Origin of the sequence: Georgenia yuyongxinii, from assembly GCF_006352065.1 — a bacterium.
GTDB classification, from domain to species: Bacteria; Actinomycetota; Actinomycetes; order Actinomycetales; family Actinomycetaceae; genus Georgenia; species Georgenia yuyongxinii.
In genome coordinates this window covers 680,553-696,108 of record NZ_CP040915.1, presented here as the reverse complement: position 1 = coordinate 696,108, position 15,556 = coordinate 680,553, and the positions used below count along the sequence as shown (strand labels likewise).

The 15,556-nt window shown below is 74.9% G+C and carries 13 protein-coding genes; 6 read left to right on the top strand and 7 right to left on the bottom strand.

Translation table 11 applies throughout. The annotated features are described in order from the left end of the window. Positions 1–39 precede the first annotated feature (39 nt). The 4 genes from FE374_RS03205 to FE374_RS03190 form a co-directional block, all read right to left on the bottom strand. Positions 40–1,269: a hypothetical protein gene (locus tag FE374_RS03205; RefSeq protein WP_139927209.1), complete on the bottom strand. Its 1,230-nt coding sequence runs from the start codon at positions 1,267–1,269 to the stop codon at positions 40–42. Between the two features lie 134 nt (positions 1,270–1,403). Further along, the gene (locus tag FE374_RS03200; RefSeq protein ID WP_230978439.1) at positions 1,404–2,021 is read right to left on the bottom strand and encodes a GNAT family N-acetyltransferase; all 618 of its coding nucleotides are present in this window, start codon (positions 2,019–2,021) and stop codon (positions 1,404–1,406) included. Further along, positions 2,018–3,232 carry a molybdopterin molybdotransferase MoeA gene (locus FE374_RS03195; RefSeq protein ID WP_139927208.1) on the bottom strand — a complete coding sequence of 405 codons (1,215 nt, stop codon included), beginning with the start codon at positions 3,230–3,232 and terminating at the stop codon, positions 2,018–2,020. Before FE374_RS03195 ends, FE374_RS03200 begins: the two co-directional genes overlap by 4 nt. Beyond that, positions 3,229–4,251, bottom strand: coding sequence for a UTP--glucose-1-phosphate uridylyltransferase (locus tag FE374_RS03190; protein WP_139927207.1), 1,023 nt, complete (start codon positions 4,249–4,251; stop codon positions 3,229–3,231). Before FE374_RS03190 ends, FE374_RS03195 begins: the two co-directional genes overlap by 4 nt. Positions 4,252–4,355: 104 nt before the next feature. On the opposite strand from FE374_RS03190, the gene FE374_RS03185 reads away from it, so the two are divergent. The 3 genes from FE374_RS03185 to FE374_RS03180 all read left to right on the top strand — a co-directional run bounded on the left by FE374_RS03185 (position 4,356) and on the right by FE374_RS03180 (position 6,000). Beyond that, positions 4,356–5,054, top strand: a complete 699-nt coding sequence (locus FE374_RS03185) for a 5-formyltetrahydrofolate cyclo-ligase (protein WP_139927206.1) — start codon at positions 4,356–4,358, stop codon at positions 5,052–5,054. A gap of 179 nt (positions 5,055–5,233) precedes the next feature. After that, entirely contained in the window at positions 5,234–5,362 is a 129-nt protein-coding gene (locus tag FE374_RS20030) for a hypothetical protein (RefSeq protein ID WP_269142054.1), read from the top strand. Positions 5,363–5,364: 2 nt separating this feature from the next. Continuing rightward, positions 5,365–6,000 (top strand): hypothetical protein, encoded by a 636-nt coding sequence (locus tag FE374_RS03180; RefSeq protein ID WP_139927205.1) that lies wholly within the window; start codon positions 5,365–5,367, stop codon positions 5,998–6,000. On the opposite strand, the gene FE374_RS03175 is transcribed toward FE374_RS03180, so the two are convergent. Further along, positions 5,919–8,711 carry a penicillin acylase family protein gene (locus FE374_RS03175; protein ID WP_139931291.1) on the bottom strand — a complete coding sequence of 931 codons (2,793 nt, stop codon included), beginning with the start codon at positions 8,709–8,711 and terminating at the stop codon, positions 5,919–5,921. The genes FE374_RS03180 and FE374_RS03175 overlap by 82 nt on opposite strands. 127 nt (positions 8,712–8,838) lie before the next feature. Here FE374_RS03175 and FE374_RS03170 point away from each other — a divergent pair, with 127 nt between their 5' ends. The 3 genes from FE374_RS03170 (at position 8,839) to mscL (ending at position 10,434) form a co-directional block, all read left to right on the top strand. After that, the gene (locus FE374_RS03170; RefSeq protein ID WP_139927204.1) at positions 8,839–9,165 is read left to right on the top strand and encodes an FmdB family zinc ribbon protein; all 327 of its coding nucleotides are present in this window, start codon (positions 8,839–8,841) and stop codon (positions 9,163–9,165) included. 121 nt (positions 9,166–9,286) lie between these two features. After that, the gene (locus FE374_RS03165; RefSeq protein ID WP_139927203.1) at positions 9,287–9,958 is read left to right on the top strand and encodes an SAF domain-containing protein; all 672 of its coding nucleotides are present in this window, start codon (positions 9,287–9,289) and stop codon (positions 9,956–9,958) included. A 65-nt stretch (positions 9,959–10,023) separates the two neighbouring features. Then, positions 10,024–10,434, top strand: coding sequence for a large conductance mechanosensitive channel protein MscL (mscL, locus tag FE374_RS03160; RefSeq protein WP_139927202.1), 411 nt, complete (start codon positions 10,024–10,026; stop codon positions 10,432–10,434). 133 nt (positions 10,435–10,567) lie between these two features. Here the strand turns inward: mscL and FE374_RS03155 are convergent, their stop codons facing one another. Next, positions 10,568–10,846, bottom strand: coding sequence for a hypothetical protein (locus FE374_RS03155; RefSeq protein ID WP_221934955.1), 279 nt, complete (start codon positions 10,844–10,846; stop codon positions 10,568–10,570). Then, complete coding sequence (locus tag FE374_RS03150) at positions 10,843–15,117, bottom strand: hypothetical protein (protein ID WP_139927201.1); 4,275 nt, start codon at positions 15,115–15,117, stop codon at positions 10,843–10,845. The genes FE374_RS03155 and FE374_RS03150 overlap by 4 nt, the downstream gene beginning before the upstream one ends. Positions 15,118–15,556 lie beyond the last annotated feature (439 nt).

Here is a 15,556-nt window from a genome sequence, read left to right as displayed (position 1 = left end):
GCCGCGACGTTGCCTTAGTCACTCCCGGCCGCGGAGCCCCTACTCGCCGGCTGCGCGGCGCCGTGCGAGGACGGCGTCGAGGTCAAGCGTCACGGCGACCGGCTCGCTCAGGGCCGCGGCAGCGGCGGCGGGCGAGGCCGAGATGGGGCGCTGCGGCACGGCAGCCAAAGACGAGTCGGCGTCGTCAGACACGTAGGGGTCGACGTCGCGGCGCGGGGCGGCGGGCTTGAGCGTGTAGGACGGCACCGGTACCGGCACGGGTGTCCAGGTGCTCGCCGGCTCGGGTACGGCAGGCCCCGCCACCTCCGGCGCGGGCACATGGTCCGGCCGCCTCGGCACGACGGCAGCTACGCCGTCGGTCTCCTCAGACCCAGACACCGACCGCTCCGGCGCGGCCTCGGCAGAGGTGCCCGTACCCGCTGAAACGACGGCGCCATCGCGCGCTTCGGCCGGCGAGGACGCACCCTTTGCCGCATCCGCATCCGCATCCGCATCCGCAACCGGGGACGGCGCAGCCGTCGCACCGACGGCTGCCTCCGAGGCGGCGGCGGGTGACACACCCGTTGCAGAAGTGGAGGCGGCGGCCGGTGACGCACCAGCGGTGCGAGGGGCCGCCGTCGGACGCGGTGCGGCGGACCGGGCGGCTGGCGTGCGGGCCGCGACCTCCGCGGCGTTGCGCTGCGACACCGCGCGCAGACGCTCTTCCAGCCGGGCCATCTCGGAACGGTCGCGGCGGTCGTTGGCGCGGGTCTTCGTCGCGGTGCGTCGGCCCAGCTCCAGGACGGTGCCCAGCAGCAGGGTCGGGCCGACGGCGAGGCCCCAGTGAGCCGCGGCGATGCCCACTGCTGCCCAGGCGGCCACCGACAGAAGGAGCAAGGTGACGGTGAGGATCCGGCGCCGGCGGACGGCCGCGGCGCGGCGGGAGAGGCGGGCCGCGCGGGCGGCTCGCGCGGCGGCCAGCGCGCGGGCGTCCCCGCTCGCGCGCTCGGTGCGGGCGTGCGGCCTGTTCACGGCGGGGGCCTCCGGTCGTCGGGCAGGATCGTGCAGGTACGGGCGTGCAGCCGGCTGCCCGTGGTGCGCACCCGGGTCGGCGGACGGCCCTCCTGCCGACGCGCCAGGCCCGGCCGTGGCCAGGACCCGCAGGTCGCCGGAGAACCGGTCCTCCACCCGTGAGTCGAGCAGCAGCTGCCGGCTGCGCACCAGGTGCGGGAGCAGGTAGCCCAGGAGGATCAGGGTCAACGCGATGACCACGTATCCCTGAATCTCCACGGTTCCCACGCTAGGGGCGCCCGCGCACAGGAATCGTCAGGGTCTTCGGCGTGTCTGCTCACGATCTGGGCACGACCGGTGCCAAGCGGCCCAGCCAGCCTGCCACGCGGCCCGGCCAGCCGGCCGGGCACCCGCTACCGGAGCCCACCCCCGCCGTCCCGCCAACGGCGCAGCAGCCCGCCCGGGACCTCCTCCACGGTCAGCGCGAAGGAGCGGTGGTCGCGCCAGTCGCCCTGGATGTGCAGCATGCGCCGGCGCAGCCCCTCGTCCCGGAAGCCGAGCTTCTCCACCACCCGCAGCGACGGCAGGTTCTCCGGGCGGATGTTGATCTCGATGCGGTGCAGCCCGGCCTCGAACCAGCAGTAGTCGCATGCCATCGCCACCGCCATCGGGATCACCCCCCGGCCGGCGACGTGCTCGCTCACCCAGTACCCGATGGAGGCGGAGCAGAACGATCCGCGGGTGATCGAGGAGACGGTCAGCTGGCCGACCATCTCCCCGTCCAGCTCGACCACCCAGGGCAGCGACTGACCCGCCCGTGCCTGTCGGTTCAGGGTGTGGACGTAGTGCTGGAAGGACGCCGGAGGCGCCCCGGTGGGCGAGGTGGCCTCCCACCTGTCCAGCCACCCGGCGTTGGCCCGGCGGAGCTCCTCCCACACCGGGCGGTCACGGCGGCGCAACGGGCGCAGCACGAGCCGGCCCTCGGCGAGGGTGAGCGGCCAGTGCGCCGGCCGGTCCTCGATCACGGTCACGACTCCAGCAGGAGGCAGTGCAGCCGGTCCCCCGCCCGGACGTCGGTGACGTCCTCGGGGACGACGGCGAACGCGTTGGCGCGGGCGAGCGCGGAGAGCAGCAGCGCCGCGGGCGAGCCCGTCGGTTCGGCGCGGTACCCGTCGGTGGGCGTGCCGGTCAGGTGCACGCGGACGAACTCGCGCCGCCCGTACGGGGAGTACCAGCCGGTGGTCACGGCGGCCGGCACCGAGGGCCGGTAGAGGTCCGCGTAGCCGGCCATGGTGCGCAGCGCGGGCCGCACGAACGTCTCGTAGGCCACCTGCACCGCCACCGGGTCCCCGGGCAGGCAGAAGATCGGGGTGCCGTCGCCGATGTGGCCCACGCCCAGCTGGCGCCCGGGCCACATGGCGACGTTGTCGAAGCGGACCGTGCCGAGCGGGGCGAGGACCTCCTTGACCGTGTCGTTGGCCCCGTAGCTCAGCCCGCCCGTGGTGATGACGAGGTCGGCGCGCACGAGCTGGTCCTCGAGGGTCTCGCGGAGCTGGCGCCGTTCGTCGGGCACGGCGGCGACCCGGAACGTCGCGGCGCCCGCGTCCTGCACGGCGGTGGCCAGCGCGTGCCCGTTGGCGTCGTAGACCTGGCCGGGCTGGGCCGGCCGCCCCGGCTCCACCAGCTCGTCCCCGACGGACACGACCACCACCCGGGGCCGGGGGTGGACGTTGACGCGGCCCCGGCCGGTGGCCGCCAGCAGGGCCACCTGCCGCGCCCCCACCCGCTCGCCGGCCGGCAGCACGATCGCGCCGGCGCGCAGGTCCTCGGCGCGCCGTCGGACGTTCTCCCCGCTGGTCACCGCCGTGCGGACGGCCACCTCCGCGCTGCCGAAGTCCGTCTGCTCCACCGGGACGACGGCGTCCGCGTCACCAGGGAGCGGGGCGCCCGAGGCGATCCGGACGGCGGCCCGGGCCACCAGGTGCAGGCGGTCCACCTGCCCGGCGCGCACCTCGTCGGTGACGCGCAGCACGGTCGGGCTCTCGGGGCGGGCGTCCACGACGTCGACAGCGCGGACGGCGTAGCCGTCGACGCCCGCGAGGTCCGCCACCGGGAGGTCACCGGGGGCCAGGACGTCCTCGGCGAGGATGCAGCCGACCGCGTCGTGGAGCACCACGTCCAGCGGCGGCAGGGGCCCGACCGCGGCCAGGCACGCGGTCAGGTGCTCCTGGACGCTCCTCATCCGGCGCTCGGTGTGCCCGGGCGCGGTGCGGCGGCGCGACCCGGCTGCGGGGACTCCGACCCGAGGTCGACCCGCCGGCCGGCGACGAAGCTGTCCAGCCAGGCACCGAAGTCGGGCCCGAGGTCTTCGCGGTCGAGGGCCAGGCGCACGACGGCCTTGAGGTAGTCGAGCTTGTCGCCGGTGTCGTAGCGCCGCCCGCGGAAGATGACGCCGTGGACGCCGCCGCCCTCGTTCGGGTCCATCCCTGCCAGCGTCTGCAGCGCATCGGTGAGCTGGATCTCGCCGCCGCGGCCGGGCGGGGTCTCCTCGAGGACGGCGAACACGGCCGGGTCGAGCACGTAGCGGCCGATGACGGCGAGGTTCGACGGCGCCTGGTCGACCGGGGGCTTCTCCACCAGCTCGGTGACCTTGACGACGTCGTCCTGGTCGAGCGCACCGAAGTCGCCGTCGTGCTCGACGGGCTGCACGGCGGCCGCGCCGTAGAGGTTGATCTGGGCGGGGTCCACCTCGAGCAGGGCGATGACGGACCCACCGAGCCGCTCGCGGACCGCGATCATGTCGGTGAGCAGGGTGTCGCGGGCGTCGATGAGGTCGTCGCCGAGCAGGACGGCGAAGGGCTCCCCGGCCACGTGGTCCTTGCCCTGCAGGACGGCGTGGCCGAGCCCCCTGGGCTCGCCCTGCCGCACGAAGTGGACGTGCGCGAGGCCGGTGGAGGCGCGGACGGCGGCGAGGCGGGCGTCGTCGCCCTTGCGCTCGAGGGTGGCCTCGAGCTCGGGGGCGGAGTCGAAGTGGTCCTCGATGGCGCCCTTGCCGCGCCCGGTGACCAGCAGGGCGTCGTCGAGCCCGGCCGCCGCGACCTCCTCGACCACGTACTGGATGGCGGGCTTGTCGACCACCGGCAGCATCTCCTTGGGGATGGCCTTGGTCGCGGGCGCGAACCGGGTGCCCAGACCGGCCACGGGGATGACGGCCTTGCGGACGGGCGCGGGCAGCCACGTGTCGGTCGGAGTCTCAGACATGGCCAGAGGCTATCTGGCGTACGGGCCGTCAAGCACCGTCCGCCGCGGGCGGAATGCGCACAGGTCGGTGGCCGGTGCGCGCAGCCGGCTGGGAGACTGGCCGCATGCAACGGCCGCAGATCTCCTTGCCCCGTACCGACGGCTACGAGGCGGAGGACGCGAAGCAGATGCTGCGCCAGCTCGTCCGGACGGCCCGAGCGCACCGGTCGGAGCGGGCACGGCTCCTGGCTGGAGCCCGGTTCGCGGAGCACGGCCTCGAGGCGGTCTCGCACGCGCGCTGCGTGGCCGCGTACGTCTCACAGGGCAACGAGCCTCGCAGCTACGAGCTGCTCGAGGCGCTGCACCAGCGCGGGGTCAGGGTGCTGCTGCCCGTCCTCGGCCCCGGCCTGGCCCGCACGTGGGGGGTCTACACGTCGGCGGCGGACCTGCAGGTGCGGGCACCGGGCCGCCCGCCGGAGCCGGGCGGCGAGGTCCTGCCCGCCGAGACCATCAGCGAGGCCGACGCCGTCGTCGCACCGGCGCTGGCCATCGACGCCGCCGGGACGCGGCTGGGACAGGGCGGCGGCTGGTACGACCGCGTCCTGAAGCACGCCCGGCCGGGCACCCCGGTGTTCGGGATGGTCTACGGCGAGGAGCTGATCCGCGACGTGTTCCTGCCGGTCGCCGAGCACGACGTGCCGGTCGACGCCGTCATCACACCGGACCACTGGTTCTTGCTGGAGGGCTCCGTCTTCCAGGCGCAGTCGCTGGGCGAGCAGGCTGAGGCGCTCACCCCGTTCGCGGACGAACGCACCGAACCCTGAGTGCTGAGCGCTACGGCGCTGCTCCGGCCGCGATCCGTCCGCGGCGCGCCGGCGTTTGGGGTTGTCAAAATGTGCGTCCGGTCACATCATCAGCCAACAGGTGTCTCGGCCCGCTGCGGTGCCGGCGGTCCGGGTGGTGCCCGGCGGAACCGCCGTCGGCCGACACGAGGAGGACGGACATGGCACGTGACCCGCAGCTGGGCGACATCGGCGAGGAAGAGGAAGAGATCGAGCTGGAGCCCCTGCCCAGGGAGGTCCCGGCACCCGAGCCGTCGCCGGCGCCGGCCCCTGAAGAGGTCCCGGCCTGACGATGGAGCTCGAGGAGTTCCAGGGGCCCGCCCTCGTGCTGGGCTCGGTGCGGGGGCGGCGGTCCTTCGGCGTGACGACCGACGGGCACCTCACCGGCCTGTTCTACAGCCAGGTCTGGCACCCGGGCGAGAACCGTGCGTCGTGCCTGCACGACGGCGGCATCGTGGTCCGCCGGCCGGACGGCGGCATCGGGGTCAGCTGGTCGTCCGCCCGCGAGATCGGTGCCGGACACGGCCTGCAGGGCTGCACCTGCGGCTTCTACGCGTACTACCGGGAGGACCCGTTCGCGAGTTCCCGGCGGATCTCGGGGATCGTCGAGGGGTACGGCCGGGTGGTCCTCGGGACCGGGGGCTTTCGCTGCGAGAAGGCACGCGTCCTCGCCCTGCTCCGGCCGCCGGCCGCGAGTGCAGATACGGGCACGGATGTGGACGCGGTACGGGGCGCGGGCGGACCGTCCGACGGGTCCGGCCCTGCCGGCCCCGCCGGCGACGTGCTGCTCGGCAGCCTCGCACCGGACGAGCTCCCCGCGGTTGACCTCGTCCGGGTCCGCGCGACCTACCCGGAGGTCGTCATCTTCGACCGCGAGGAGGACATGCTCGCGGTGTTCCCACCGACGGCTGACGGTCCGGAGCTCTGAGCGGTAGCCGACGCCTCCTCCGGCGGCCGCAGCGTCATGGCGTCGGAACGGGTCTCGTCCACCGCCGCCCGGGTGAACGGCCAGGGGAACGTCGCCCCCTGCGCCCACGCGCGCATCTGGTCGGTGTAGTGCGGTGAGCCGGGGTGGCCGGAGCTGCCGGGGCCGGCCACCCACGTGGAGGCGTCCGGGTCGGCCAGGTCGACCACCATCCGCATCGACGGTCCGGCAGTGACTGAGAAGTCGGTGCGGCCCAGCGCGTCCCGGGCGGCGGCGTCGTAGCCCATGGCGTTGACCACGGAGCTGCCGCCCGCGACCGGCACGGGCGCGGGGTTGACCAGGCGCCGCACCAGGTCCGGCACCGTGTCACCGCCCAGCACCGGGTGCTCGAGCCGCAGCTGGTGGATCTGTCCCCACTCCCAGTCGGCGGGGTTCTTGCCCATCGAGTTGGTCAGCTGCTGGCGGGCGGTGACGAGGGCCTGGCGCAAGATCTCGTCGCGGCCCTCGACGATGTTGACGGTGGTGCGGTCGTCCCACCACGGGTTCTGCGGGTCCTCCAGGAGGAGCTCGACCACACGTAGCCAGCGGGAGCCGCCGTCCGGGGTCTGCGAGGACGGCAGGTCGTCGGCGAAGGTCAGCTGCAGCACCGCCGTCCACACGGCGTTGAAGTACGCCGCGCCGGCCGAGTCGGTGGCGGTCGGGAAGCCTTCGGCGGACCAGCTGCGCAGCTCGTCGACGGCCTCGGCGACGAAGTCGTCGTCGACGTCGACCTGCAGCAGCGACGGCACGAGCGCCGGGCCGAACGGGCTGGCGTCGTCGACCATGATGGCGTTGGCGGCGTCGACGTCGACCGCGTCGCCGGCCCCCACCCGCTGGGCGAGCAGCTCCCTGACCCGCTCTGCCCGGTACCCGGCGTCCCAGTCGTTGGTGAGGAACGGTCCCTGGCCGGCGGGCATGGCGGCCTGGTTGGCGGCGACGAGGTACCCCTCGGCGGGGTTGCGCACGGCCGGCATGGTTACTGGCGCGACGTCGCCCTGCCAGTCGTAGCGCGAGTCCCAGCCGGGCCGCGGCCAGGAGCCGTCCGCGGGGACCGGGGTGTCCGGCACGGCGGCGCGCACCGGCGTGCGGCCGGCGGCCTGGGACCCGATGTCGCCGTCGGCGGTGGCGTAGAGGATGTTCTGCGCAGGGGCGGCGAGCAGCGCGGCCGCGGCGGCGACGTCGTCGGGGCCGGTGGCCCGGTCCAGCGCGAAGATCGCCTCGGCGGAGCGGCCCGGCTGCAGTGCGGTCCACTGCAGGGCGACGGCGTAGCCGGAGAAGCCCGCGGGCGGCGCCCCCTCGGGCACCGGGACCGTGCCCGCCACCCCGGTGCCGGGCAGCACCTCGGAGACGATGGGGCCGTGCTCGGTGCTCGCCACGGACAGGGTGACGGCGTCGCCGTCGTTCACCTCGATGGTCTCCCGACGCATCTCCAGCGGGACCCGGGCGCCGTCGCGCAGGTACGTGCCGTCCTCGTAGATGCGCTCGAGGGTCAGGTCCATGGCGTCGACGGGGAGGTTGGTCAGCCCCCACGCGAGGCCGGCGTTGTGGCCGATCACCACCCCGGGCAGGCCCGAGAAGCTGAAGCCGGAGACGTCGAAGGTGCACTGAGGCGTCTGCTCGGTGCAGTGCAGGCCCACCTGGTACCACACGCTCGGCGCGGTCAGCCCGAGGTGGGGGTCGTTGGCGAGCAGGGGCGCACCCGTACCGGTGTGCTCGGCGGCGACGGCGAACGAGTTGGACCCGGCGTACGGCCCCTCCCCCACCAGGACGGGCACGGCGGCGAGGTGGTCGGCGGTCCGCGCGAGCGCCTGGACCGCGCCGCGCGCGTCCATCACGGCCGCCGCCGGCTCCGCCGACGCCGGCTCCGCCGACGCCGGCTCCGCCGACGCCGGCTCGGCCGACGCCGGCTCGGCCGACGCCGGCCCGGCGGAGGCAGGCGCCGCGGGGGTTCCGGCCGCCGGATTCTCGGGCGCGGTGGGGACGATCGGCGCGTTGAGGTCGTAGGGGTAGTCCGGGTAGAGCTCCTCCACGCGGGCGACGTCCCCACCCAGCGGGCGCAGCGCCGTGGCCCGACCGAGCTCCTCCTCGTAGTTCGCGCTCAGGTCCCAGGCCATGGCCTTGAGCCACGCGATGGAGTCCACGGGCTGCCACGGCTCCACGTCGCGCAGCGTGGTCTGCATGCCCAGCACCGTGTACTCCACCCCGAGGCGCGAGGCCTCCCGCCCGTCGAGGTAGGCGTTAACGCCGTCCGCGTAGGCGGCGTACAGCGCCTGGGTCTCGTCACTGAGCAGCTCCCACTCCTGCTCGGCCACGCGGCGCCAGCCCATGGTGCGCACCACCTGGTCGGCGGCCAGCGCGGCCTCGTTCGCCCCGACCAGCTCGGACAGCCGCCCGGCCGTGACGTGCCGGCGGTAGTCCATCTCGAAGAACCGGTCCTGGGCGTGCACGTAGCCCTGCGCGCGCATGAGGTCGGCGTCCGAGGCCGCGTAGATCTGCGGGATACCGCGCTCGTCACGGACCACGGTCACCTCGGCGGCGAGGCCGTCCAGGGTCGCTGCGCCGTCGTGGGCGGGCAGCGGCCGGCGCACGAGGACGAGCGCCAGACCGGCGGAGACGACGGCGGCGACCACCACGATCGCGACGACGGCGATGGCGACCTTGCGCAGCACAGACATTCCTTGCACGGTCGCGAGCCTATCGGCGTGGGAAGGGTCACCGGGTCGCCGGCGTTGACACGGAGTACCATTGGCACTCGATGTGGTGGAGTGCCAACGTCGCCAGCGAGTCCTGGAGGTTCTTCTCGTGCCTACCTATGCCTACCGGTGCACCGTCTGCAGCAACGAGCTCGAGGTCAAGCAGTCCTTCACCGACGACGCCTTGACCGTCTGCTCGGAGTGCGGCGGCGCGCTGCGCAAGCTCTTCTCCTCAGTCGGCGTGGTCTTCAAGGGCTCGGGCTTCTACCGCACCGACTCGCGCGCGGGGTCCAGCACGTCGTCGACCCCCGCTGCGCCGGCCAAGGAGAAGTCCGCGGACTCGGGCTCGTCGTCGAGCTCGGGCACGTCGTCGAGCTCAGGTTCGTCATCGAGCTCGTCCGCTGCGAAGAAGCCCGCGGCCGCTGCTGCCAGCTGAGTTTCCCGGACCACACCGACTCCGGCTCGCTACGGATGCCAGGGCCGGTGAGGTGCCAGCCCATCCACAGCCTGGCCCGGCCCAGCAGTCCCGGGAATGCCACGCGCCCTAGCGTCGTCGGATGCGCACCCGGCAGCCTCCTCCCCCGTCTCGCTCGACGGCGACCCGCCTGCGTCGCGGCATGTGGCGGCGCCGCCATGTGCTGGCGGCCGTGTGCCTCGGTCTGGCGGCGGCGACCGCGGTGAGCGCGCTGCGCCCCGCGCCACCCCCGCACGAGGACGTTGTCGTGCTCAGGGCGGACGTCTCGGCGGGGACGCCGCTTGCCGCGGCCGATGTCGTCATCCGACCGGTCCCGGCGGGTCTCGCACCGAGCGGTGCCTTGCGAACGCTGGCCGAGGCCGTGGGCCAGCCGCTCGCCGTCGGGCTGCCGGCCGGGACACCGCTGTTGCCGGGGATGCTCGCCGGGCCAGGCCTCGCCGCGGCCGCACCACCGGGCACGGTCGTGATCGCGGTCCCAGTGGCCGACGCCGCATCCGCCCGTCTCGCCCAGCCGGGCCGGCACATCAGCCTGGTCGCCGTGACGTCGGACACCACCGGCACGCCGGGCGAGGCACGGGTAATCGCCCGTGACCTGGTCGTTCTTGCGGTGGATGCCGACGTGAGCGAGGGGCTGCTCGGTGCAGGAACCTCCGGTATGACGTACGTCTACGTCGCCGCTCCCGAACGGCTCGCTACCGTACTCGTTGGCTCGAGCGCCTGGGCGCCGCTGCGTGCGGTGCTGGAGGCTCCGTGACCGCCGCCGCGGCTCGAGCCCTCCCGCCTGTGGCCGTCCGGCCCCGTCCGAAAGGTTCTTCTCTCATGCTCCAGGGTTTCAAGGAGTTCATCTCACGCGGCAACGCCGTCGACCTCGCCGTCGGTGTGGTCATCGGTGCCGCGTTCACCGGCGTGGTCAACGCCCTGGTCGAGAAGGTGCTCAACCCGCTGATCGGTGGGCTCTTCGGCACCCCCAACTTCGACGAGACCTGGGTCATCACGCTCGGCATGAGCGGGCAGGCGGCTCAGGTGCTTCCGTTCGCCGTGGTGACGGCGCTGGTGAACTTCCTGCTCGTGGCCGGTGCCCTGTACTTCTTCGTGGTGCTGCCGATGAACACCCTCGCCGCCCGCCGCAAGGTCGAGGAGGTCGAGCCGGAGGCGCCGGCCGAGGACGTGCGCGTCCTCACCGAGATCCGCGATCTGCTCGCCGCAGAGCGCGCCGGGCGCCAGCTCTGAGCAGACGAGCCGCGCAGGCCCGCCGCCCTCGGGGCGCCGGGCCTGACGTGTGCCCTGGACCGCCGCGCAACTCGGGGTCCCGGGCTGGCAGGCCGCCGGGTCGCGACCGTCGGGCGCCCGCACGACGGGTGTCCTACCGCTTGCCCCAGTGCGGCGGCACGTCACGCAGGAGCCTGGCGTCGTTCTCGCCCGCGGGCTGCTCCGACGTGGGTGACGGCCGCGCCACCGGAGCGTCGCCCTGGTGAAGGGCCTCGACCTCGTTCGTCAGCTCGCCGGCCGCGAGGCGCCGGCGGTCCACCTCCGACAGGGCGACCACGCGGCGGTGACGCCGGCGGCCACTCGGACCAGCGGCGCTCGCCTGAGGTGCGGCGGGATCCGCCGCTCCCTGCTCCCGCGTGGCGTCCTCGTTCATCGAGAGCGCCGGCGTACCGCGTGGCCGAGGACGGCGTCGACCTGGTCGCCCCGGCGGGTCAGGGCGAGCTCACCGCGGAGCAGCTCGACGAGCTCCGCGTCGTCCCGCTCCGCACCGTCGGACGACAGCCAGGTCACCAGGTCGTCGAGCTGGTCGTCGCCGTAGGCCGCAAGCGGCAACCCGGCGACCACGGGTGGGCGCGGGCCGCGTGGCCGGGCGGGCGCCGGAGCGGCCGGACTGCCCGCTTCTGCCGATGGTGCGCTCGCATCGACCGGCTGAGCTGGCGCGCCGTCGCCTGCTTCCGAGCTCGCGACACCGGCCCCGGCAGGCGCCTGCGCGGCCTCCAGGACCGCGCGGTGGCTGGCCCGCCGCTCTTCCACGACCTCGACCACCTGGGCCAGGATCCGCTCGGCCTCGGCCTGCGGGTCCATGAACACCGCGGTGGAGAACGCCATGTGCACCCGCCAGCCGCGGTCGGTCAGGCGCTGCACCCAGTGCCGGTCACGCCGGCGCAGGCTCGGCTCGGCCACGTACTCCGCATCGTCGGTGAGCACCGCGAGCAGCAGCTCACCGGGCAGGTCCGGGTGGCCGATGGCGAGCGGGATCCGGACCCCGCCCTCCAGACCGTAGCGCGGCACCACGATCAGCCCCAGCCGCCACAGCCGCTCGGCGAGGTCTACCAGCAGCTGGTCCGGGCTCTCCTCCGGCGCGCTCGTCGGGGTCTCACCGGACGGTGTGCCGACGGCGGCCTGGTCCAGCAGGTCCGCCAGGAGACGCGGCCCGGGCTGGCGGAGCCGGTCGCGGTCGATCTCGCCGGGGCCGATGCAGCTGACGATGACGAGCTGGTGGCGCACCGCGTCCAGCGCGTCGACCAGGCACGCCAGGCCGTCCGGGCCGTCCAGCAGCCCGAACCGGTGCAGCACACGCCCGTGCGGGGTCTTGCCGTACCCGACCGAGAGCACGACCACGTCACGTGCCAGCCCGGCGGCGGCGTCGGCCTCGACCACCGTGAACGGCTCGGGCCGCTCGCCCTGGAAGAAGCCCGCCACGGCCGGACTGCCGGCCACCGCGGCGGAGACGGCCTCGCGCACCCGCTCGGCGTGGCGGGCGTTGAGGGCGACAACGGCGAGCGAGGACTCCGGCGCCGTGAGGGCGTGGTCGATGACGAGGTCGACCACGCGGTCCACCTCGGCCTGGACGCTCTCGATCGCGTCGGAACCAGGCGCGGGCATGCCGAAGCCGTCCACCCGGTCCAGGCGCATGTGCGTGCTCGACGGCGGCGCCGGCACCGACCGGATGACGTCGCCGTAGCCGTGCTGGGCGAGGAAGGCGGCGATGCCCTCGTCGCGGGCGGCGCGGCCGGTCGGCAGGGTGACGGCGGGCAGCAGCGGCGCCAGGGTCGGCACGAGCCCGTCCCCGCCGCGGCGAGAGTCACCGACCAGCACCACCTGGCGTGCGCGGGCGAGCATGGCCACGGCCTGCTCGACGGGCATGTGCTGGGCGCCGTCGAGGATGAGCAGGTCCACCACGCGCCCCTCGGGCAGCAGCTGTGGGACGAGCACCGGGGCCACGAGCCAGACGGGCCGGATCGCGCCGGTCAGGTCCGGGTGGGCGGCGTAGGTCTCGCGCAGGTGCCCACCGCCGCGGCCGAGCGCATCGAAGAGTACGGCGGCCTCGTCGCGGCGATCACGCACGGCGGTGGCGAGCTGGGCGGCGACGGCGCGGCGCACCGGTCCGGCGAGGCCGGCCACCTGTGCCGCGTCCAGCTCCCGGAACCGGCCCACGAGCGCCGCCAGAGCGGGCCCGTCGTACCCGGCGAGCGCGGGGTCGGTGCGCAGGATCTGCTCCAGGACCGAGCTCCACCACGCCAGGTCGAGCTCGGCGGCGACCAGCGCGGCGGGTACCGCACGCTCGGTCAGGTCGTCGATGAGCGCCCCTAGGCCCCCGGCCCGCAGGTCGCGCAGCAGGGCGGTGCGCTCGGGCAGGATCCGCAGCGCGGGGGCATCCAGGCCGAGCTCGCGCATCCGCTCGGTGAGGGTCTCGAGCGGGAGGGTCGTGAGGTCCTCTTTGCCGGCGCCCGCCCCGACGACGGCCTGCAGAGCCTGGACATCGGCCCGCACCTCACGCTCGGTGGCGCGGATCTCGGCCAGGCCGTCGGGCAGGCGCGGCCAGCCGCCGTGCGGCTCGTACCGGCGCCAGATCTCCCGTTTCTCCTGGACGCGGAGCAGCTCGGCGTGCACGTCGGCCACCGGCCGCCCGGGCCGGACCAGGTCCCTGGCCTGCTTGCGCAGCCGGCGACGCACCGAACCCTTCATCGTCACGCCGTGCTCCCGGCGCCACGCGCGGGTGGCGGTGGCGACCACCATGTCGGCGGCGGAACGCTCGAAGACCTGCGGGAGGAAGACGTCGAGCGCCTCGGCGATCCCGTCGAGCATCTCCAGCTGCTCGGTCCAGGCCGCCAGGGTGGTGGCGGTCTCGAGCCCGGTCTGCTCGGTCACGCGCGCGATCTGCGCGGCCAGGGCGGGCAGGCTCAGCTCACCCAGCCGCTGGGTGCGCTCGAGGGCGGCCGACGCCGCGGCCGGCTCGGTGAGGTCCGCCCCGTACCAGGGGGTGTCCTTCGGGCGCAGGGTGAACGCGCCGAGCCCGGCGGCGCGGGCAAGGTGCTCGCGCGCCTCGGCGAGACCGCCGTCGGCGAGCCGGCGCAGAGCCTCGGGGTCCAGGCGCACGCGGGTGCGCGGACCGGGGCGGGCGGAGGTGAGCCGGGCCAGGGCCTGCAGGGCGTCGTAGGCCGACACGCCCCACGGCTGGTGCTGCTGGTGCAGGCCCGCGACGTATCCGGCGAGCCGGGCGTGGACGTCGGTGAGCTCGGCACGCAGGGCGCGCACGGCGTCGTCGTCCACCTGCACCGCGGCCGGGCTCAGGCCGGCCCGCAGCTGGGCGGCGGCGCGGGTACGCCACGAGCCGTCGGTGGACAGGTCAAGGACGATGTCGCCCAGGCCCAGCTCCTCGAGCCGGCCGAGCAGCGCCCGGCCGGTGCGCCGGGTGCCGGGCACGTAGAGGACGCGCCGCCCGCAGGCGGCGGCGTCGGCGACGACGGCGGCCAGCGTGCCGGGCACGTCGGAGCCGGGCGGGGCGTCGAGGAACACGTGTGCGCCGGTGGCGACGGCGTCGACGGCGTGCTGCTGGTCCACGTCGAGGTCCCCGGCGCCGCGCTCCGCCTCGGGCGCACGGTCGCCGAGCACCTTGGAGGGCAGCTCGCCGTGCAGGGCGGCGCGGGCCCCCTCGTCCCCCGCGAGGGCGGCGACGACATCCGAGGCGGCCAGGTGGGGCCGCATGGCGGTCAGGTCGTCGACCAGCACCTGGCCGGGGTGCACGAACGGGCCCACGACGATCCGCTCGCTCATCTCGAAACCGGGCAGGTTCTCGCGGCCCACGTCGGCGAGCGCGGCGAGCGCGGCCCGCGGGGTGAACCCGTGGTCGCGGTCCGTGGTGCCGGTCAGCGCCGTGAGGTCGAGCCGGACCCCGGCTGCTCGCAGGGCGCGGACGAGCACGGGGTTGATCTCCACACCGGGTTCCAGGCCGAGGTCGACGTCGCCCTCGGTCCCCGGGTGGGCGGTGAGGCGCACCGGTCGCAGGAGGACGGGGGCGTGCACGGTGCGCACCCGGGCGGCGACGGGCTTGGCGCCGTCGGGCTCGGCGGGCGCACCGGCTGCCGGACGGTCGGCGAGTGCCGCCCCCGGATCGGCGGAGACCTCCAGGGCGACGTCCCCGGCCTCGTCGACGTCCGGCTCGAGCGGCTCGGGCAGGGCCGTCCAGGTCGCGACGCCGATGGCCAGGAAGGTCGGCGCGACGCCGTAGCGCTGGGCGAGCTCGTCCGCGACGGCCCGCACGGTGCGCGCGGAGCGGCGCGCCGCGAGCTGGGCGCTGCCCTCGCGGACGAGGTTGCTCAGGCGGGTGGTCCGGCCGGCGTAGAGCTGCGCGATCCCGGAGGGGTGCGCCGCGGTGAGGTCGATGACGGCCTCGCCGAGAAGCGTGATGTCGGCAAGGGTGCTCTCCCCGCCGAGCTGCTGCAGCGCAGGGCGCCATCCGCTGACTGCCTTGGCGACCGCGGCGGCCCGCGAGGCGCCGACCCCGGCAGGCTCCTGACCTGCCGGCGTGCCATCGGTGGGCGCGGCGGTGTCGCCGTCCGGCCGGTCGTGACGGTCCTGTGCGGCCGCCGCGGTCCGGCGGCGGCCCGCCCCGCCGCGGGAGAAGAGCGCAGGCAATGTCATCCCACCACGGTAAACAGCGGGAAAGGACTTCGGGATGTGCCGCGCCGGTGGGTGTCTCGGCGCACACGGCGCCGACTCGGCAGGTCGGGTGTCTCGCGCCAGAACGGCGGGCCCGGAAGTGATGGACGGAGCGCGGCGCGCAGGGGGGGCAGGCGTCGCGCTCCGTCTCGCACAATCATGGCGTCCAGATCGCTCCGGTGCAAGCAGCCGTTGGCAGCGTCCCGGCGCCACAAGTGGCACGGGTGGGCGCGCCGGCGGTCGTCGGGACTGCCGGTCGTTGGAATTTGGCCGATTGTCGGCCCGATCACCTCGCCGAGAGGCGGCCGTGTGGTCTATCTCACACTCGCGACATGTTCGCACGTCATGGCGCCGGGGGCAGGCGGTCCGGGCGGTCCGAGATCCGTACGGAACTCACCCGGACCGGCCCTCGACGTGGGGC